This window comes from uncultured Clostridium sp., assembly GCF_934754925.1.
Taxonomy (GTDB): Bacteria; Bacillota; Clostridia; order Clostridiales; family Clostridiaceae; genus Clostridium.
The window spans coordinates 1-19406 of record NZ_CAKVJA010000020.1 but is presented as its reverse complement, the minus strand read 5'-3'; the positions used below and the strand labels follow the sequence as shown (position 1 = coordinate 19406).

The 19406-nt window shown below is 28.3% G+C and carries 16 protein-coding genes and 2 pseudogenes; 14 read left to right on the top strand and 4 right to left on the bottom strand.

The features are described 5' to 3' along the window. Positions 1 to 229: 229 nt before the first annotated feature. Both Q0G30_RS08180 and Q0G30_RS08175 read left to right on the top strand, forming a co-directional pair. Positions 230 to 2142: pseudogene (locus Q0G30_RS08180) on the top strand (alpha-galactosidase). Between the two features lie 146 nt (positions 2143 to 2288). After that, complete coding sequence (locus Q0G30_RS08175) at positions 2289 to 3653, top strand: glycoside-pentoside-hexuronide (GPH):cation symporter (RefSeq protein ID WP_294388773.1); 1365 nt, start codon at positions 2289 to 2291, stop codon at positions 3651 to 3653. A gap of 20 nt (positions 3654 to 3673) precedes the next feature. Here the strand turns inward: Q0G30_RS08175 and Q0G30_RS08170 are convergent, their stop codons facing one another. Continuing rightward, on the bottom strand, positions 3674 to 4531 hold the full coding sequence (locus Q0G30_RS08170; RefSeq protein WP_294388771.1) for an AraC family transcriptional regulator: 858 nt from the start codon (positions 4529 to 4531) through the stop codon (positions 3674 to 3676). 219 nt (positions 4532 to 4750) lie between these two features. Here Q0G30_RS08170 and Q0G30_RS08165 point away from each other — a divergent pair, with 219 nt between their 5' ends. The 4 genes from Q0G30_RS08165 (at position 4751) to Q0G30_RS08150 (ending at position 8882) form a co-directional block, all read left to right on the top strand. Then, positions 4751 to 6004 (top strand): extracellular solute-binding protein, encoded by a 1254-nt coding sequence (locus Q0G30_RS08165; RefSeq protein ID WP_294388768.1) that lies wholly within the window; start codon positions 4751 to 4753, stop codon positions 6002 to 6004. Between the two features lie 20 nt (positions 6005 to 6024). Then, complete coding sequence (locus tag Q0G30_RS08160; RefSeq protein WP_294132412.1) at positions 6025 to 6888, top strand: sugar ABC transporter permease; 864 nt, start codon at positions 6025 to 6027, stop codon at positions 6886 to 6888. After that, entirely contained in the window at positions 6888 to 7772 is an 885-nt protein-coding gene (locus Q0G30_RS08155; RefSeq protein ID WP_294388765.1) for a carbohydrate ABC transporter permease, read from the top strand. The genes Q0G30_RS08160 and Q0G30_RS08155 overlap by 1 nt, the downstream gene beginning before the upstream one ends. Positions 7773 to 7895: 123 nt before the next feature. Further along, the gene (locus tag Q0G30_RS08150; protein WP_294388763.1) at positions 7896 to 8882 is read left to right on the top strand and encodes a LacI family DNA-binding transcriptional regulator; all 987 of its coding nucleotides are present in this window, start codon (positions 7896 to 7898) and stop codon (positions 8880 to 8882) included. Positions 8883 to 8938: 56 nt separating this feature from the next. Here the strand turns inward: Q0G30_RS08150 and gtfA are convergent, their stop codons facing one another. Then, complete coding sequence (gtfA, locus tag Q0G30_RS08145) at positions 8939 to 10402, bottom strand: sucrose phosphorylase (RefSeq protein ID WP_294388762.1); 1464 nt, start codon at positions 10400 to 10402, stop codon at positions 8939 to 8941. 22 nt (positions 10403 to 10424) lie between these two features. Continuing rightward, positions 10425 to 11381: a PfkB family carbohydrate kinase gene (locus tag Q0G30_RS08140; RefSeq protein WP_294388760.1), complete on the bottom strand. Its 957-nt coding sequence runs from the start codon at positions 11379 to 11381 to the stop codon at positions 10425 to 10427. A 332-nt stretch (positions 11382 to 11713) separates the two neighbouring features. Between Q0G30_RS08140 and Q0G30_RS08135 the strand changes: the two genes are divergently transcribed. The 4 genes from Q0G30_RS08135 (at position 11714) to Q0G30_RS08120 (ending at position 16551) form a co-directional block, all read left to right on the top strand. Continuing rightward, the gene (locus tag Q0G30_RS08135; protein WP_294346627.1) at positions 11714 to 12868 is read left to right on the top strand and encodes an alpha/beta hydrolase; all 1155 of its coding nucleotides are present in this window, start codon (positions 11714 to 11716) and stop codon (positions 12866 to 12868) included. 186 nt (positions 12869 to 13054) lie between these two features. Further along, positions 13055 to 14821 carry a 1-deoxy-D-xylulose-5-phosphate synthase gene (locus Q0G30_RS08130; RefSeq protein WP_294388758.1) on the top strand — a complete coding sequence of 589 codons (1767 nt, stop codon included), beginning with the start codon at positions 13055 to 13057 and terminating at the stop codon, positions 14819 to 14821. 41 nt (positions 14822 to 14862) lie between these two features. Further along, a complete protein-coding gene (locus Q0G30_RS08125; RefSeq protein WP_294388757.1) occupies positions 14863 to 15267 on the top strand; it encodes a MerR family transcriptional regulator in 405 nt (134 codons plus the stop codon). 120 nt (positions 15268 to 15387) lie between these two features. Continuing rightward, a complete protein-coding gene (locus Q0G30_RS08120) occupies positions 15388 to 16551 on the top strand; it encodes an iron-containing alcohol dehydrogenase (RefSeq protein ID WP_294388754.1) in 1164 nt (387 codons plus the stop codon). A gap of 74 nt (positions 16552 to 16625) precedes the next feature. Here the strand turns inward: Q0G30_RS08120 and Q0G30_RS08115 are convergent, their stop codons facing one another. Then, on the bottom strand, positions 16626 to 17045 hold the full coding sequence (locus Q0G30_RS08115) for a DUF2798 domain-containing protein (RefSeq protein WP_294388752.1): 420 nt from the start codon (positions 17043 to 17045) through the stop codon (positions 16626 to 16628). On the opposite strand from Q0G30_RS08115, the gene Q0G30_RS08110 reads away from it, so the two are divergent. The 4 genes and pseudogenes from Q0G30_RS08110 to Q0G30_RS08100 form a co-directional block, all read left to right on the top strand. After that, positions 17044 to 17427 carry a MarR family transcriptional regulator gene (locus tag Q0G30_RS08110; protein WP_294388750.1) on the top strand — a complete coding sequence of 128 codons (384 nt, stop codon included), beginning with the start codon at positions 17044 to 17046 and terminating at the stop codon, positions 17425 to 17427. The two genes, Q0G30_RS08115 and Q0G30_RS08110, sit on opposite strands and share 2 nt — an antisense overlap. Positions 17428 to 17642: 215 nt before the next feature. Beyond that, on the top strand, positions 17643 to 17738 hold the full coding sequence (locus tag Q0G30_RS14395) for a hypothetical protein (RefSeq protein ID WP_366013717.1): 96 nt from the start codon (positions 17643 to 17645) through the stop codon (positions 17736 to 17738). A gap of 192 nt (positions 17739 to 17930) precedes the next feature. Further along, the gene (locus Q0G30_RS08105) at positions 17931 to 19013 is read left to right on the top strand and encodes a GntR family transcriptional regulator (protein ID WP_294133982.1); all 1083 of its coding nucleotides are present in this window, start codon (positions 17931 to 17933) and stop codon (positions 19011 to 19013) included. Between the two features lie 224 nt (positions 19014 to 19237). Continuing rightward, a pseudogene (locus tag Q0G30_RS08100) lies at positions 19238 to 19406 on the top strand (sugar ABC transporter substrate-binding protein); the annotation flags it as partial.

The following is a 19406-nucleotide window of genomic DNA, read 5'->3' as shown; positions in this document are numbered from 1 at the left end:
AGAGCATCGTATGCATTCTATAAATTAAATAATTGAAAAACAAAATATAGCTGATCACTTTTGTGATTAGCTATATTTTGTTTTAATTGTTTCATTTAATCAAGATGAAAACAACATTTAGACATGAATGTATAACAAAAAATCATAGTCAGAATAAAGGGAAGAACGTATAATTTAAATATAATCTGAAAACGTTATTAGGATGATATGATTTTATTAGGAGGATAACATGGGAATAATTTTTAATGAAGACAATAGCTTAGTTCATATTAAATCAAAAAATACAAGTTATATATTTAAAATAATAGAAACAGGACATTTAATTAATTTATATTAGGGAAGAAAAATTAAGTCTAATAAAATTGATTATTTAATAAAGAAAAGGCAATGCGGTAGTTTTTTAGCTGATTTAGATAATATAGAGTGCTTACATATGGAAGCATTAACGCAAGAATATCCAAGCTATGGAAATCCAGATTTGCGTTCACCAGCTATACAAATAAAATTATCTAATGGAACTACAGTTACAGATTTCCGATATGAAAGTCATGAAATTTATAAAGGTAAAAGGAATTTAAAGGGATTACCAGCAACATATGTTGAAAATGAAGATGAAGCAGAAACTATTGAAATTACTTTAAAAGATAAATTAGCGAATTTAAGAGTTATTTTAACTTATACTGTTTTTGAAAACTATGATGCTATTACTAGAAGTTGTAAGGTTATAAATGATAGTAATGAAGAGGTTGATATATTAAGAATATTAAGTACAAGTGTTGACTTTAGACATAGTGATTTTGATTTAATTCAATTATCTGGTTCTTGGGCAAGGGAAAGACATATAGTTAGACTAATGGATTAACAGGAATGTCTCATATTTATCATGATTTATATAGAGAAAGATTATGTAGAGGAATTTATAGAGATAAAGATAGACCTATATTGATAAATAACTGGGAAGCTACTTATTTTGATTTTAATAGCGAAAAAATTAAAGAGATAGCTAAAGATTCAAGTGAACTTGGAATAGAATTATTTGTTTTAGATGATGGATGGTTTGGAAAAAGAGATAATGATGATTGTTCTTTAGGTGATTGGTTTGTAAATGAAGAAAAGATACAAGGTGGTTTAAATTCATTAGCAACAAGTATAAATGAAATGGGAATGCAATTTGGTTTATGGTTTGAGCCAGAAATGATATCTCCCAATAGTATATTATATAAAGAACATCCAGATTGGTGCATTCATATCGATGGAAGATTGAGATCTGAGGCTAGGAGACAATTAATATTAGATCTATCTAGAGATGAAGTTTGCGATGCCGTAATAGAAATGCTTACAGATATATTAAAGTCAGCACCAATATCTTATGTTAAATGGGATATGAATAGAAATATGACTGAAATAGGTTCTGCAGCATGGCCAGCTAAAAAGCAAAAGGAAGTTGCTCATAGATATATGTTAGGGTTATATAGGATATTAGAGACTATTACAACATCTTTTCCTAATATTTTATTTGAAAGTTGCTCAGGTGGTGGTGGAAGATTTGATGGAGGAATGTTATATTATATGCCTCAAACTTGGACGAGTGATGATACAGATGCTATAGAAAGACTAAAAATTCAAGAAGGAACATCTTTAGTATACCCAACTAGTTCAATGGGGAGTCACGTTTCAGCAGTTCCTAATCATCAAGTGCATAGAATTACGCCACTTCATACTAGGGGAGTTGTAGCTATGGCAGGAAGCTTTGGATATGAATTAGATGTAACTAAAATGTCAGATGAAGAGAAGAAGGAAGTAAAGTCACAAGTTGAATTCTATAAGAAGATTAGACATACAGTTCAATTTGGAGATTTATATAGATTGATAAGTGTATTTGATAGTAATGAATCTGCTTGGATGAATTTAGATAAGGATGGAATGAGTGCTGTAGTAAGTTATGTGAAAAAATATTGTGAACCAAATGTTCTTCCAAAGAGATTAAAGATTAAAGCACTAGATAAAGAAGCATTATATGAGGTAGTTGAAACTGGAGAAGTATTTGGTGGAGATGAGCTTATGTATATAGGTTTAGAAATTGGTGAGATTATAGGAGATTTTCAAGCTAAGGTATGGACCTTAAAAAAAGTTAATAATTAATATAAGGAAAAATAAAACAACATTTAACCATATTTATAAGACATAGATACGTTTTCAAAAAAGATGAAATCGTTATAATAGTAAGTGTGAACTAGAGAAAAAGAATATTTAGAGAATAATATGTAGTAGTAAAAGGGGAATAAATTATGGAAGTATCAAGAAAAAAGTCAGTAGAACAAAATGATGTTTCAATGAAAACATTAATTTCATTTGGAATGGGGAGTTTAGGAAATAACATTATATGCGCAATGATAGGTACATACTTAATTGTATATTTAACAGATAGTTTTGGGATAAGCGCAGTGGCTGTGGGAACATTATTTTTAGTAGCAAGAATAATTGATGCAATAACAGATCCTATTATGGGAATGATAGTTGATAATACTAAGACAAAGATGGGTAAAAGTAGGCCATATCTTTTATTTGTTCCTATATTTATGGGAATAGCAACTATTATGTGTTTTTCATCGCCTAATTTAAGTGATACAGGGAAGATTATATGGGTATATGTGTCCTATATTTTATGGGGAATTTGTTTTACAGCTATGGATACACCATATTGGTCTTTATCAGCTAATATTACTCAATCATCACAAGGAAGAACTAAGATAATTACATCAGCAAGAACAATTGCCTTTGGTGGAAGTTTAGTAGTTTCAATGTTTACTTTACCTTTAGTAGCTAAGTTTGGAAATTGGACAACGGTAGCAGTGATTTATTCCATAACAGCAGCTATATGTACTTGGATTACAGTATGGGGTGTCAAGGAGATAAATATAGATAGAAAACCTGAGAAACAAGGATTAAAGCAATTAAAAGAATTATTTAAAACTAATAAGCCCTTAAGAATTGTACTAATATCAATGTTAATGTTAGAAATAACATATGGATTAAGAAATGGGTTTTCAATATATTATATAAAATATAACTTCAATGCAGAAGTATTTATACCAGTTGTAACTGGTATAAGCATGATGTCAGGTATGTTAGGCGGATTATGTACTCCAGTAATAACGAAGAGAATTGGTAAAAGAGCTACAGCTTTAGCAGGAATAGGAGTTAATGCACTTGGATTCTTATCTATATTTATATTAAAATATTCAAATTTACCAATACTATTAGTTATAAATACTATTATGGGACTTGCAGAAGGTGCTGCAAATATATCATTGGCATCAATGGTTGCAGATTGTGTTGAGTATGGACAATGGAAGACAGGAAAGAGATCCGAAGGGATAATTTTCTCATCAAATATATTTAAAACTAAGTTAGCAAGTGCTTTATCAGGGGCTTTATGTGGATACGTTTTAGCATTGGTAGGGTATGAGGCAAATATGGCACAATCAGCTATAACACTAAATGGAATTCACATCATGTATTCTATGGTTCCTGGAATAATTGCTATATTTAGTATAGTTTCATTAAGAAGATATAAGTTAACAGAAAAAGAATATGAATATATATTAGAAGATTTAAAAAAAGGTGAAACATTAGATAAAATAGCAAGGTGATATATTATGTAAGAAAGTTCCTATTTTGAAAGTAGGAACTTTTCTGTTGTTTCTTTTTTGTTATTTCTATATTCTTTTGGGCTAATTCCTTTTATTTTCTTAAATGCTTTAGAGAAAGCTAAAGGATCAATGTATCCACAAGAATAAGCAATATTTCCTATTGATAAATCTGTATTATATAGTAATTCGGCAGCTTTAGTAATTCTAAACTTCATTAAGAATTTTTGTGGTGACATTTTTAAATTATTTTGAAAAATAGAAGTTAGATAGCTTCTATTTAAGCAAATATAATCAGCTATGTCAGTGACTTTTATCTGATTATGATAATTGTTTTGTATAAATTCAATTGCTTTATTTATATATATATTTGAAGATTTATCTTCTGTTGTAGAATTAATAGCTTTACAACTTTTAGAAAGTTTTGAGAAAAATAAATATAAGAGGCCTTCAATTTTAAAAGAGTCTGAAGCTGAAGTTGTATGATGTTTTAGCATATCTAAAGTATAGTCTTTTAATTCAGAAGCATATTCAGAATCAAATATTAAGTTATTCTCGTTTAAACCGATAGCCTGTAAATAGGTTGTAACTTTATCTCCGTCTATTCCCAACCAAAGATAAGTCCAAGGATTATCTTTGTCAGCTTGATAGAAAGTAACTACATTAGGACAAATTAAGAAACCTTGATTTTTAGTAACAGTATATTTATGGTCATTAACATAGTAATAGCCTTTTCCATCTAAAACATAATGTAACAAATAGTTTGGTCTAATGGCAGGACCAAATGAATGAAGTGGAGTACATTTCTCCAAACCACAGTAGCAAAGGTACATATCTTTAAAGTCCTTATTATTATTTTCCAAAAAGTATACATCTAACATAAAATATCACCTAAATTTCAATTTATATTATATAAAATGATATTATATATAATTTATTTTAGCAAGGTGTATATTAATAATATACAAGTGAATCTAACATTTGGACATATTTCACCTACATACATCCATTTATTATCATTAAAGGAAGTATTAAAATTATATTTGTAAACGATATACAGGGTAAGAGAATTTAAATAAATTTATGAGAGGAGATTAGCGATGATAGTGAAAAAAAGAATTATTACAACTATAATTACATCAGCTTTAATGACAGCTTTTTTTACTGGGTGTTCTAATAATGAAGGTAAAAATGAGGATATTACAGAAATAATGTTTTTCAGTAATAAAATAGAGGCTGTTGGAACTTATAACAAATTGGTAGAAAAGTTTGAAGCTGAAAATCCTAATATAAGGGTAACTATAAGTGCTCCACCTGATGCAACTACTGTTTTAAAAACAAAGTTAGTAAAGGGAGATGTGCCAGATATTATATCTATGTCAGCCGATAGAAGTTATGCGGATTTTGTTGATGCTAATATATTAGAAGATTTAGATGGATTAGTAGATATAGATAAAATTAATCCAGTTTACAATAAAATGATGAAGGATTTAGAAATTGAGGATAAACAAGGTATATATGGGGTTCCATATGCTTTAAATGCAAGTGGAGTAATATATAATAAAGATATATTTAGAGAGTTAAATTTAGAAATACCAAAAACGTGGGATGAATTTTTAAGTGTTGCACAAAAAGTAAAGAATGAGCAAATAATTCCATTTTATATGACTTATAAAGAGGCATGGACAACATTACCAGCATGGAATACTATTTCTAGCACATTAGTAAGTAGTGAAATCTTTGATAAAGTAAATAAGAGAGAAGTAACTTTTAGTGAAATATATGATGAAACAACAGATAAGATTTTAGAGTTACTTGAGTTTGGACATAGTGATAACTTTGGAGTTGGATATAATGATGGGAATATTGCTTTTGCAAAAGGGGAATCTGCCATGTATCTTCAAGGAAGTTATGCAATTCCATCAATATTAACGGTTAATGAAAATTTAAATTTAGGAATGTTTGCATTACCTGCTACTAATAATGTAGAAAATAATAAATTAGTTTCTGGTGTAGATGTTTATTTTTCTATTCCAAAAGATGCAAAAAATAAAGAAGAAAGTATTAAGTTTATAAATTTTCTACTAGAAGAAGAAAATTCACAACTATATATTGAAGAGCAATGTGCATTTTCAGCTGTAAAAGGTGTAGAGCAAAATGATATTATGTTTGAGGCTTTTAAACCATATTTCGAAGAAAATAAAGTAGTAGACTTTCAGGACCACTTTTATCCAGCAGAATTACCAGCAGGTGATATGATACAAACATACTTAATAGATCAAAATAAAGAAAAGTTCTTAACAAATTTCCAAAAAGAATGGTTAAAGGCTAATAGACAATATATAGAGAGATAATATAAGGAGGAATAGTTAAATTGAAAAGCAGAAATAGATTTTATATATGTACTATTATACCAATGATTATTGTATTTTTCTTATTTCACACACTACCAATGATTAAAGGTGTAATATATAGTTTTACAAACTTTAGGGGATTTGGTGATTTTGATTTTGTTGGATTTATGAATTATAAAGATTTATTTACAGATTCAAGAGTTATTAATTCATATATATTTACTTTTAAGTTTGCTATAGTCGCAACTATAGTTGTAAATATGATTAGTTTAATTTTAGCGATAGCTTTAAATTCTAAAATTAAATTTAAGACTACTTTAAGAGGACTTTATTTCTTACCTAATATTTTAGGTGGACTAATAGTAGGATATATATTTAATTATATTTTTACATTTATAGTTCCAAAACTTGGTCAAGCTATGGGTAATGAAATATTAAGCAAAAGTATTTTAGGAAGCACTAGTCTGGCATGGATAGCGGTTGTTATAGTTGTATCTTGGCAATCTATAGCATTTAATACTATAATTTATATTTCAGGTTTACAAACTATTCCAGATGATGTTTATGAAGCAAGTGGAATTGATGGAGCAGGTAAATGGCTTCAATTTAGAAAAATTACTTTTCCTCTTATAGCACCATTTTTTACAATAAATATGGTGTTGTGCATGAAAAATTTTTTAATGGTATTCGATCAAATTATGTCATTAACAGGTGGAGGACCAGCTCAATCAACTGAATCTATTTCTATGCTTATTTATAAGGCAGGATTTGGTGGAAGTCAATTTGGATATCAATCTGCAAACTCAGTAGTGTATTTTATTGTAATTGTTGCAATATCAATATTTCAAATAAAGATATTAGAGAAGAGGGAGGTACAATTATAATGGTAGAAATAGTTTCAAATAAAAAAAGTGTGACAGACTATAAGAGAAAAACTATTATAAAAAAAGAAGATGGGAAAGTGAATTGGCCAGTAACAATATTATTATTAATATGTTCACTATCAATACTATTTCCGCTTTATATAACTATTGTTATTGCATTTAAGCAACCTTCAGATATGGTAGGAAATATTTTATCACTTCCTAAGGTATGGAGCTTTAGTAATTTTTCACAAGCTATTGAAATGACTAACTTCTCTCATACTATATTTAATAGTTTAGTTATAACGGCAGGTGCAGTTATTTTAACAATTATTACAAACTCATTAGTAGCTTATGTTATTGCTAGAAATATGAATAAGAAGTTTTATAAGTTTATATATTTTTACTTTGTAAGTGCTATGTTTGTGCCATTTTCAATGTTAATGCTACCACTTGTAAAACAAGTTAGTTCATTTAATTTAGATAATAAGTTTGGTATGATGATACTTTATATGATATTTGGTATATCAATGAATACATTGCTTTATGTGGGTTATTTAAAAAATATTCCATTAGAGCTAGAAGAAGCAGCATATGTTGATGGAGCTAAAGAATGGACAGTATTTTGGAAAATTATATTCCCTTTATTAAAACCTATGCATGCAACAGTAGGGATTATGACAGCATTATGGGCTTGGAATGATGTAATGCTACCACTTGTAATATTAAGTGATCCTAATGCAGCAACATTACCTTTAGCACAATTTATTTTCCAATCAAAATTTGGAACAAATTATAATATTGCATTTGCATCATATCTTTTAGCATTATTACCGTTATTAGTATTCTATCTATTTGCACAAAAATGGATTATAAACGGAGTAACAAAAGGTGCTATAAAATAGTATTATGTATAAATAAAAAAGATTTTAAAGCTGAGTAAATAAGTTTACTCAGCTTTACTTATGAGGTAATATTTATGTATATAATATTTAAACTAGAAATAGATACATAAAGGAGGGTATATCATGGCAACAATAGTTGATGTTGCAAAGTTAGCAGGAGTTACTCCAACTACTGTATCTCGTGTAATTAATAATAGAGGATATATTAGTGAAAAAACTAAAAGTAAAGTTTATGAGGCAATGAAAGAATTAAATTACCAGCCTAATGAAATAGCACGTTCTTTAACGAAACAAAAAACTAATACAATAGGAATTATAGTTCCGCATATATCACATCCGTATTTTGCAAAGTTAATAAGTAACTTAGAAAATGAAGCAGCAAAGAAAAATTATAAAATTATGCTATATAATAGTAAAGAAAAAGTTGAAAAAGAAAAGCAATATTTAGATATGTGTAAAAGCAATAGAGTGGCAGGAATAATATTATGTAGTGGAAATGTTGAATCAAATAAAATTAATGCAGGAGATACCCCTATAGTTTTATTAGAAAAGAATTTTGAAGATGGAATGTTAGGAATACAATGCGATAATTATCAAGGTGGAAAAATTGCGACAAAACATTTAATAGAATGTGGATGTAAAAATTTATTACATTTTAGTGGTATTCTTGATGAAGATATGCCTGCTGATAATAGAGAGAAGGCATTTATAGATATATGTAATGAATGTAAGGTTAAGTACTTTGTTAAAAAATATGATATAAATACGTATAATGAAATGAATTATTATGAGTATATAAAAAGTACATTAATAGAATTATCAGAAATAGATGGAATATTTGCTAGTAGTGATTTAATAGCAGCACAAGTTATTCAGGTATGTAATGAATTAAATATAAAAATTCCACAAGATATTAAGTTAGTTGGATTTGATGATGTTGATATAGCACAACTAACAACTCCAACTATTACAACAGTACATCAGCCCATTAAGGAGATGGCAAAGTTAGCAATTGAGCTTATTAATGAAAAAAATAATAATATGAAGATTGTAGAACAGAGAGTATTACCAGTAAAATTAATTAATAGAAATAGTACAAAGATACTATAGATTAATAAAAACTATAAAACATTTTTTGTTAAAAAATGTTTTATAGTTCATATAATTTATATAGTATATATTGATATATCACCAGAATCATTTATATATTTAATTATTGACTTGCTAGTAGTTAAATCAACATTTAAAGTACAATATTTATCATCTTTTTTCCAAGTTAAAATCATTTTAGTATCATCTGAAGGTTCAACAGTGAAATTACCATCAAATGCAGGATAATCATTTCTAAAATCAATAAGCTTAAGTAATCTTTGAACTACATCTTTACTATAAGCTTTATCAATTTCTTCTAAAGTGAAGTTATGTCTGTTAATTTCACGCCCTTCACCAGTACGAGTAACATTTTCAACATCATTTTCTCCAGCTAATAATCCTACGTAATATACTTGTGGAATACCAGGAGCAAAGAATTGAATTGCTCTTGCAGTTAAATATGCATCATCATTACATCCTAAAACAGAGTAATAAGAACATCTTATTTGATGAACATCAAATCCATCTGGGCTCTTATGAGCATCAGAGTGAACTAAGCTTAAGTTTGCACCATGATCTAAGCAATGGTTAACAATTTTTCTAGCATCATTTGTTGATACTAAATCATCTAAGTCAGGTTTTACAGGGATTCCATCATGACAGTCTAACATTGTAAATTGATTATCAGGTCTATCTTTTAAGTATTCTGTAATTTGAGAGCTAGATTTATTAACTATTGTGCTAAGAATCATATATGGAAGTATGAAGTCATAAATATAATTACCGTATTTAGCTAATTTAAATTGAGTAGTATAGTGAGCATGTACTTCAGGTAATAAATCAATATCTAAAGATCTAGCTAAGTCAGTTACCCAATCTAAGAATTCATATATTTCTGGCTCAACAAAGAAGCAGCTAGTACCAAGTTTCTTTATTACATATCCTACAGCATCAAGTCTTACAATTTTAACATTATTTTTGTGAAAATTCTCGAAGAATTCCTTTAATAATGCTCTAACTGATTCAGAGTTTATATCAAGGTCAATTTGTTCAGATGGAGTTTCTTTACCGAAAGTAGTCCAAACAGAAACTTCTTCACCTTTTATATTAAATGTTGAGTATGGAACTTGTCTACGTAAGAACATCTTGTTTATATCTTCTTGAACTGGTTTACCATCATTCCAAATTTTATCTAATGTAATGAATAAATCAGCGTATTTTGATTCTTTTCCGTTCTTTAAAAAATCTTGAAAGAATACTGAATTTTTAGAAATGTGATTAACCATTAGGTCAAGAAGAACATCATGATTTTCACCTATTTTACGAATATCTTCCCACGTACCAAATTCAGGTTCTATTTCTAAATAAGTAAGAGGTGCAAAGCCTCTATCCCCTGATGATGGGAATGGTGGAAGTATATGAATACCACCTTTAAATGTATTTGGAAAATATTTTGTAAGTACATTATCTAAGGTTTTTAAATCTCCACCAAGAGAATCAGGGTAAGTTATAAGTTGAACTTTATTTTTAACTGCCATTTTAATATCTCCTCTTAGTTAACTATATATTATAAAGTGTTTTTAATTCTTTTATAGAAGGTAGTTCTGCAATAGCACCCACATGTTTTAGTTTAAAGGCACTTGTTGCAAAACCAATGTTTAAAGCTTCCTTTAAGGAATAATTACTAGTTATAGCTGTATAGAATCCTCCCCAGAAAGCATCTCCAGCACCAGTTGTATCTACAACTTCGGTAGCTAAGGTTTTAAATTTAATAGTTTCACTACCGTTAGAAACTATTGCACCATCTTTTCCTAAAGTCATTATTACAAGTTTTGCGCCACATTGAATAAACTTAGCTACATGATTTTCAGGGGTATCAGCTCCAAAAAGTCTTTCTGCATCAACTTCTGAAGGCTTTATTATATCTACCTTACCTATAAGATTTTTTATATATTCTATTCCATCATGGCCCTCTTCCCAAATCATTTCATGGTAATTTGGATCAAATCCTATAAGAACATTATTTTTTCTAGCTTCTTCAATAACTTTTTCAATCATTTTTCTTGATTTGGATTGAGAAATAGGCCAACAAGAAAAATGCACTATTTTACTATTTTTTAAAGTTGAATCTATATTATCGTTATATTCTAAGTTATAATCTGCACTACGATAGAAAATAGGTAATGGTGTTTCTTTACTTTTAGTTACAAGAACCATACTTGTAGAGTTGTTAACCCTATTAATTAATTCAGTATTAATATTATTATTATTTAAGTGATTAATTAGGAAATCACCTAATCCATCATTTCCTACACATGAGGTTATAACAGGATTACCACCAAGTTTTTTTATATTCATAGTTATATTTGCAGGTGATCCACCAAAAAATCTTGAATATTTATTACAAGAAAAGTTAGTATCATAGTCATCAGAAATCATATCAACTAAAATTTCACCAATTGTAAATACATCATTTGATTTACCATGAAATTGTACAGCATTACTAAAATTAAACATTGTTACCTCCTAATGGTTTTTATAGTTAAAGTATAATTCATTAGAGTATTTATGTCAAGCGATTGACACAAATCGTATATAGTATCTTTCTGATTTAGTAATTAATTATCGTATTTAAAATATAATAAATTAAATTTTAAGTATAATAATGATAATCTACGTATTAGAGCAGATTATCATTAACTTTTATTCCGATTTTATGCTCAGCTGTTACAAATGTTGCCATTATATTCTATAATATAGATATAATGAATAAGAACTAGGGATTTCAGAGAGTGTTTTTGAGTAATAAATTATAGTATGAAAGTTAATAAAAGAGGAGAAAATAATTTATGAGAAAATATCCAGAAAAATATTTAGAAATATTAAAAAATGAAGTGGTGGAAATTGAAAATAATGGTGTGAAAATTATATTAAAGCCAAGTCCAGGAGAGAAAAGAGAAGGATATTTAGATCCTTGTGAAAAATTAATAATGGAAGGACATTGGGCAAGCAAGACTAGTAATGATAAAGAAATGATAGAAGAAGAAAAAGGAAACTTGGATGCTGGATTGGGAGGACAAGCATCTTCATCAGATATGATTATTTCAAAGATTAGAGATAGTATGGGGTTTGCCAACTATAATTTAAATACAGTTGAGATTTATACAAAGTTTGAGACAATAACTGATAGTGGAAATGAAGTTGGATTATGGCGTTATTATCCAAGACATATTGAAAAAATTAAAGATAGACCAGCATTAGTATTTATTCATGGAGGAGGATGGATAGGTGGAACTACATATGTAGTAGAAAATTTTTGTAAACTAATAGCTGAAAAAGCTAACTGTGTAGTATTTAATATTGATTATTCATTAGCCCCAGAAAAGCCATATCCCAATGGATTAAATGATAACTATTATGCAGTAAAACATATATATGATAATGCCGATAAATATGGAATAGATAAAAATAAAATAGCTGTTGCTGGAGATAGTGCAGGTGGAAATTATACTGCAGCAATTTCTTTAAGAGCTAGGGATAAAGAGGTTCCAATGATAGCGTTACAAGTATTAATTTATCCAGCAGTGGCTATTGGAGATGCATCAGTTCCTGGATATAAGTGGTCAGAAGATATGATTAAGATTTCACAAGAGTTAGAAGAAAAAGTTAGACCATTAACTGGATTAGGAAGGCCTAGTAAAGATTTTAGTGATCCAATATTATCAAGTTATTTATCTAGTTTTGATTTAGTTAATGATCCTTATGTTAGTCCAATGGTAGCAAAATCACATAGAAATTTACCAAAGGCTATTTTAATTGGAGCTGAATTTGATGGACTTAGGATCCAAACAGAGTTTTATGCAAAACAGCTTCAAGATGCAGGAGTTGATGTGACTTGTTATAGATATAAGGGAATGACTCATGCATTTATTGATAAGTTGGGGTTTGTACCACAGGCTGAAGATTTAGCAAGTATCATTGCAGAGGCTATTATAAAATTATAAAAATATAAAGAGGCTGTCGCATTAACGATAATTCAATATAAAAATTTTTATTTAAAAAGGTATTGACCTAAAGTTAACTTTACCCTGTAAGATAAATTTGTTGATATAATTCAATAATATGGAAGAATTAATTTCTTTAATTTTAGAAATAATTAATTTAGATGATAATGTATCAGGAGGTAAAGTATGAAGGGGAGTATCTTAAATAAAATAAATGAACCAAAGAATTTAAAAAATCTTAATCAAGAAGAATTAAATATATTAGCAGAAGAAGTAAGAGATGTGTTAATAAAAAAAGTTAGTAAGACAGGTGGACATTTTGGACCTAACTTAGGAATGGTGGAAGCAACTATTGCATTACATTATGTTTTTAATTCACCAATAGATAAAATAGTCTATGATGTTTCACATCAATCATATCCACATAAAATTTTAACTGGAAGAAAAGAAAGTTTTATTAATCCAGAAAAGTTTGCTGATATTACAGGATATACATCACAACATGAAAGTGAGCATGATTTCTTTACTGTAGGTCATACTTCAACTTCAATTAGTTTAGCATGTGGATTAGCTAAAGCTAGAGATGTTAAAGGACAAAATGAAAATATTATAGCTGTAATTGGTGATGGTTCTTTAAGTGGTGGAGAAGCCTATGAAGGTCTAAATAATGCAGCAGAATCAGGAAAAAATATAATAATAGTAGTAAATGATAATGATATGTCTATTGCAGAAAATCATGGGGGACTATATAAAAATTTAGCACAACTTAGAGAAACTAATGGAGCTTCAGAAAATAACCTTTTTAAAGCTTTAGGATTTGAATATTATTATGTAGGCGAAGGAAATAATGTTGAAGTTTTGATAGAAACATTTAATAAAGTAAAAAATACAGAACATCCAGTTGTAGTTCATATTCATACTATTAAGGGTAAAGGATATGAAGAGGCAGAGAAAAACAAAGAAGCTTTTCATTGGGTAATGCCATTTGATTTAGAAAATAAAGAGTCAGATATAAGTGAATTCCCAGAAAGCTATACTGATATTGCAGGAAAGTTTTTAGTTGAAAAGGCTAAGAAGGATAAAAAGATTGTGGCAATAACAGCAGCTACTCCAGCTCCAGTAGGATTAAATTATTTTAGACAAGAAGAAAGTCTTAAAGAGCAATATGTAGATGTTGGAATAGCAGAAGAACATGCAGTAGCATTTGCATCAGGAATAGCTTCACAAGGTGGAAAACCAGTATTATCAATTTTAAGTTCATTTGTTCAAAGAACATATGACCAATTATCACAAGATCTTGCAATAAATAATAATCCTGCACTTATTATGGTTTCTTGGGCTGGAATAACTGGAGGCGATGTTACTCACTTAGGAATATTTGATATACCGTTAATTTCTAATATACCTAATATAGTATATCTTGCTCCAACTAGTAAAGAAGAGTGTCTTGCTATGATAGAATGGGGAATAGAACAAAAGAATCATCCGGTAGCTATACGTGTACCAAATGGGAATGTTATTTCAACTGGAGTTAAGGTTAAAGCTGACTTCCATAATTTAAATGTTTATGAAAAAACTATAGATGGAAGTGAAGTTGCAATTATTGGTCTTGGTTCATTCTATGATTTAGGAAAAAGAGTTCAAGAAAAATTACAAAGTGAAACTGGAATAAAGGCCACATTAATAAATCCTAGATTTATTACAGGAGTTGATAAGGATTTATTAACAGATTTATTAGATAATCATAAATTAGTAATTACATTAGAAGATGGAGTTCTTGATGGAGGATTCGGAGAAAAGATTTCAAGATTCTATGGAGATAAAAATATGAAGGTATTAAACTTTGGTGCTACAAAGGAATTTACTGATAGAGTATCATTAGAGGAATTATATGAACGTTATCATTTAACAGAGGATTTAATTATTAATGATATTAAAACTGCGCTAAAATAATAGTAATTATAAATGTTACATTAGGGGAAGGTGTATCTATAATGACATATACAATTAAACAAGTTGCAGATAAAATGGGTATTTCAGTACCAACATTACGTTATTATGATAAAGAAGGGTTATTGCCATTTATTGAAAAGAAGGAAAATGGTACTCGTATTTTTAAGGAGTCAGATTTAAGAACATTAGAGATAATATCTTGTATGAAAGCTTCAGGAATGCCAATAAAGGATATTAAGAGATATATGGATATGTGTCTAGAAGGTGATAATACATTAGAGGATAGATTAGATATATTTCTTAAAAGGAAAGATGTTGTTAAAGAGCAAATGGAAGAACTTAATAAAATAATGAGTGTAATTGAACATAAAATTTCTTATTATGAAAAGGCCATTCAGGCTGGAACTGAAGAAGTTCATAAAGAAAAAAATATGAGTTTAAAATAATTTAGATAGAAATAGGTTGTAAAGTTTACTACCTATTTCTCTAAATATTAAAATTAATTTATTTGAAAAAATAATAAAAATGAAAAATAAATATTATTAGAAGGTTTAGGAGGAAAATTTATGTTATTTGATTTTACTTATTATAACCCAACAAGAATACATTTTGGAAAGGATTCTTTAAGTAAATTAAAAGAAGAGTTGAAAAATTTTGGAGAAACGGTACTTTTAATGTATGGAAAGAGTTCTATAAAGAAAATTGGATTATATGATGAAATAATTAAAATATTAAATGCGAGTGGAAAAAAGGTTGTAGAGCTTTCTGGAGTTATGTCAAACCCTACTTATAAGAAAGTATTAGAAGGTGGGGAGCTAGTACGTAACAATAAGGTAGACTTTATTTTAGCAGTTGGTGGAGGTTCAGTAATAGACTGTGCTAAGGCAATTTCAGTTTCTGCTTATTGTGAAGGAGATGCTTTTAAAAGATATTGGATGAATTTTGAACCAATTACAAATAAAATTATACCTGTAGGATCAGTTTTAACAATGGTTGGTACAGGGTCAGAAATGAATGGTGGTTCTGTTATAACAAATGAAGAATTAAAGATTAAAAATGGGAGAGTTTATTCATCAGAGGTGTATCCAAAGTTCTCTATTTTAAATCCAGAGTATACATTCTCAGTTCCACAATATCAAATGGTTAGTGGAATTTTTGATATTATATCTCATCTTATGGAGCAGTATTTTTCAGGAGATGATAATAATACAACTGATTATGTAATTGAAGGACTACTTCGTTCTGTAATTGATAATGCAAGAGTTGCAATTAAGAATCCAGAAGATTATGAGGCAAGAAGTAATATTATGTGGAGTGCAACACTTGCACTTAATACTATAGCGGGACTTTCAAAGACTCAAGATTGGGAAGTTCACATGATCGAACACCAATTAGGTGCATATACAGATTGTGCTCATGGTATGGGATTAGCGGCAATTTCTATTCCATATTATCGTTATATTTACTCTTATGGATTAGATAAGTTTGTAAGATTTGCGAAGAATGTATGGAATGTATCAGAAGAAGGAAAGGACAAGGATAATATTGCAAAAGAAGGGCTTAATTGTTTAGAAGCGTTTATTAAAGAATGTGGAATGGTAACTTCACTTAGAGAACTTGGAGCAACCAAAGAGATGTTGCCACTTATTGCAAAATCTACGATACTTGGTGGTGGATATAAAAAACTTAATGCTGAAGAAATTTTAACAATTTTAGAAGAATGTTATTAAAATAATAGCAGTCATTCATATTATGAATGGCTGCTAATTAACATTAAAAATGAGACACTCTTTATTTAGCAATATTATTTATAGGCTAATTTAACTGGAAACATCTTGTTAAATATAAATCTTACTATTGGAGATACAATAAGTAAATTTAAAGGTAAAGCCATTATAAAATTTCTTAATATGCATAATGGATATAATTTTAAAGCAGCAATAGTAAAGCCGGATGAAACTATAGCACCAAACATAGACATAAATAAAACCATTCCAACTACCATACAAGATGAAATTGCAATTATGATTTTAATTTGTTTAGTTTCTTTATTAGGTTTTACTATTTTAAAAGCTAATGGTTTAGCAAGTTTTCCAACGATAAATACATCTAATAAAAGTGCAACTATAAAACCAAGCCAAAAATCTTTTAATAAGTTATTTAATAAATTAGAATGAAAACCTTCGTTTAATATCATATTATAAATAGTCATACCTAAAACCATGCAAAAGCACATCATTAAATTAAGGCGAGAAGTAGAAGAGAGATGGAGTAAAAGTGGAGAAGAAGATATTACTCATACTGAAGCAATGCTTTTAGCTAAGATAAATATGGGGAAAATTTCATTGGCAGAAGTGGCAAGACAGGCTAATGTATCAAGACAGGCAATGCATAAATGTGCAAAGAAATTAGAAGAGAAAGGATATTTAGAGTTTATTGCTAGTGAAAGCAATCAAACATATACTTGTTTAACTGAAAAGGGAGTTTTATATTGTAAAAAAAGTAATGAGCTAAAAGATATAATTGAGGAAGAAATTACTCAAAAATTAGGTGAAGAAAATATGAAGTTAATAAAGAAATTACTGGAATGTGAATGGATAAAATAGAGTTTCCTCTAATATATATGGCAGATAAAAAAAGAGCATCACTAAAGTTATTTAATGATGTTCTTTTTTATGTATGTTATTAATTAAAAAAATTTTAAAATCTTTTTCTACTTTTGAGAGATTCTTATCTTTTACATGTACCAAGCTTAAAGTGCTATAAATCTTTTTTGAAAGAGGATGGCATTTAGGAACAATTAGTTTATTAATTAACTCAAATGATGGAGCAGTCTATAGATATTTTACAGCTGTCGATAAATAAATTAAAGGAATATGTTTATAAAGAGTTTGAGGAAAATCCAATATTAAATTAAAAATGGAGAAGATTTTTATCAAAAAGAAAGAGAATATAAGATAAGCTTATAAGAAGTTATTTAAGGAGAGTATTTTAAGTACTCTCTTTATTTTTGTAATAATTTCAAAATTTGTATGGAAAAAAGTTTTGAAATAAGGTAAAATTAATTTAATAAATAGAATTGTAAGTACAATATGAGGTGAGGGATAATATGTCTGAGAAAACTATTAAATATATAGAAATATTTGAATATTATAGAGATAAAATATTAAGTGGAGAAATGAAGTATGGAGAAAGATTACCTACAGAACAGGAAATGGGAGAAATGTTTTCTGTAAGTAGACATACTGTTAGGCAATCTATATTAGAACTTGAAAAACAAGGATATATTTATAGGGAAAAAAGTAAGGGTGCTTTTGTTGATAAGCTAGATAAAGATAAAAAAAGTAAAAGTAAAATGATTATAGTAATAACAACCTATGTATCTGAATATATTTTTCCTTTTTTAATTAAAGGTATAGAAGAAGTATTAAGTAAAAATGGATATGACATACTTTTATTAAGTACAAATAATGAGAAAGAAAAAGAGAGAGAACAATTAAAGAAATTATTAGAATACGATGTTGTTGGAGCTATAATAGAGCCTACAGCTAGTGCTTTAGGTAATACCAATATAGATTATTATAAAGAAATATCTAAAAATAATATTCCTTATTTAATGATTAATGCAGCTTATGATAAAGAAAAGCAGTCATATGTTTCTATAGATGATGAAAAAGGTGGATATAAAATTTGCAAGTATCTAATTCAATTAGGGCATAAAAAAATTGCGGGATTATTTAAGGAAGATGATATACAGGGTATAGAACGTAAAAAGGGATATTTAAAGGCTTTAGAAGAAAATAATATAGAAGTTGATAGTACAATTATTGGAAAGTTTAAAACCTTTGAAGAAGATTTCTATGTAGATGGATTTACAAAAAGTTTACTAAGTAAAAATGATAGACCCACAGCCATATTTTGTTATAATGATAGGGTTGCAATGAAAGTAATTAAGGTGGCAAAGGAGTTAGGAATAAGAATACCTGAGGATTTATCTGTGGTAGGGTATGATAATGATGAGACTATATCAAATGCTTTAGATTGTGGAATAACAACAATTTCACACCCTAAGGAAGAATTAGGTAAAAAGGCTGCTGAAATGTTATTATCATTGATAAATAAAGAGCAAACAAAAGCAGATTATATATTTGAACCAGAAATAATTGTGAGAAATAGTACAAAAAGTATATAAGATATAATTAAAAAAAGAAATTAATATTTATTGATATTAATTTCTTTTTTTTACATTAATTCAATAACAATATAAAAACGTTTACAGAAATAAGAGAGTGCTACAATAATATTGTACGGATAAAAAGCTGGGTATTTAAAATTATTCGTATAAATATAGAGTGAAAAGGAGAGGAATTTATGAGAAAATTGTTGCCTATGATGATATTAATGTTTTTAATATCTATGTTTTCAGGATGTAGCAATATGGGAACTATAAAAGGCGAAAGTGGAAAAAAGAAAGTTGGATTAGCATTACCAACAAAGTCATCACAAAGATGGGTAGATGATGGGAATAATATAAAAAAAGAACTTGAAGCATTAGGGTATGAAGTTGATATGCAATATGCTGAAG

Coding starts and splice junctions, on each gene's coding strand:
- Q0G30_RS08170 (WP_294388771.1), bottom strand. CDS start 4,531: ATGTTAGATGTATACTTTTTGGAAAATAATAATAAGGACTTTAAAGAT.
- Q0G30_RS08125 (WP_294388757.1), top strand. CDS start 14,863: ATGACATATACAATTAAACAAGTTGCAGATAAAATGGGTATTTCAGTA.
- Q0G30_RS14395 (WP_366013717.1), top strand. CDS start 17,643: ATGATGGAGCAGTCTATAGATATTTTACAGCTGTCGATAAATAAATTA.
- Q0G30_RS08115 (WP_294388752.1), bottom strand. CDS start 17,045: ATGGTTTTAGGTATGACTATTTATAATATGATATTAAACGAAGGTTTT.
- Q0G30_RS08135 (WP_294346627.1), top strand. CDS start 11,714: ATGAGAAAATATCCAGAAAAATATTTAGAAATATTAAAAAATGAAGTG.
- Q0G30_RS08130 (WP_294388758.1), top strand. CDS start 13,055: ATGAAGGGGAGTATCTTAAATAAAATAAATGAACCAAAGAATTTAAAA.
- Q0G30_RS08105 (WP_294133982.1), top strand. CDS start 17,931: ATGTCTGAGAAAACTATTAAATATATAGAAATATTTGAATATTATAGA.
- Q0G30_RS08150 (WP_294388763.1), top strand. CDS start 7,896: ATGGCAACAATAGTTGATGTTGCAAAGTTAGCAGGAGTTACTCCAACT.
- Q0G30_RS08165 (WP_294388768.1), top strand. CDS start 4,751: ATGATAGTGAAAAAAAGAATTATTACAACTATAATTACATCAGCTTTA.
- Q0G30_RS08120 (WP_294388754.1), top strand. CDS start 15,388: ATGTTATTTGATTTTACTTATTATAACCCAACAAGAATACATTTTGGA.
- Q0G30_RS08140 (WP_294388760.1), bottom strand. CDS start 11,381: ATGTTTAATTTTAGTAATGCTGTACAATTTCATGGTAAATCAAATGAT.
- Q0G30_RS08175 (WP_294388773.1), top strand. CDS start 2,289: ATGGAAGTATCAAGAAAAAAGTCAGTAGAACAAAATGATGTTTCAATG.
- Q0G30_RS08110 (WP_294388750.1), top strand. CDS start 17,044: ATGCAAAAGCACATCATTAAATTAAGGCGAGAAGTAGAAGAGAGATGG.
- gtfA (WP_294388762.1), bottom strand. CDS start 10,402: ATGGCAGTTAAAAATAAAGTTCAACTTATAACTTACCCTGATTCTCTT.
- Q0G30_RS08155 (WP_294388765.1), top strand. CDS start 6,888: ATGGTAGAAATAGTTTCAAATAAAAAAAGTGTGACAGACTATAAGAGA.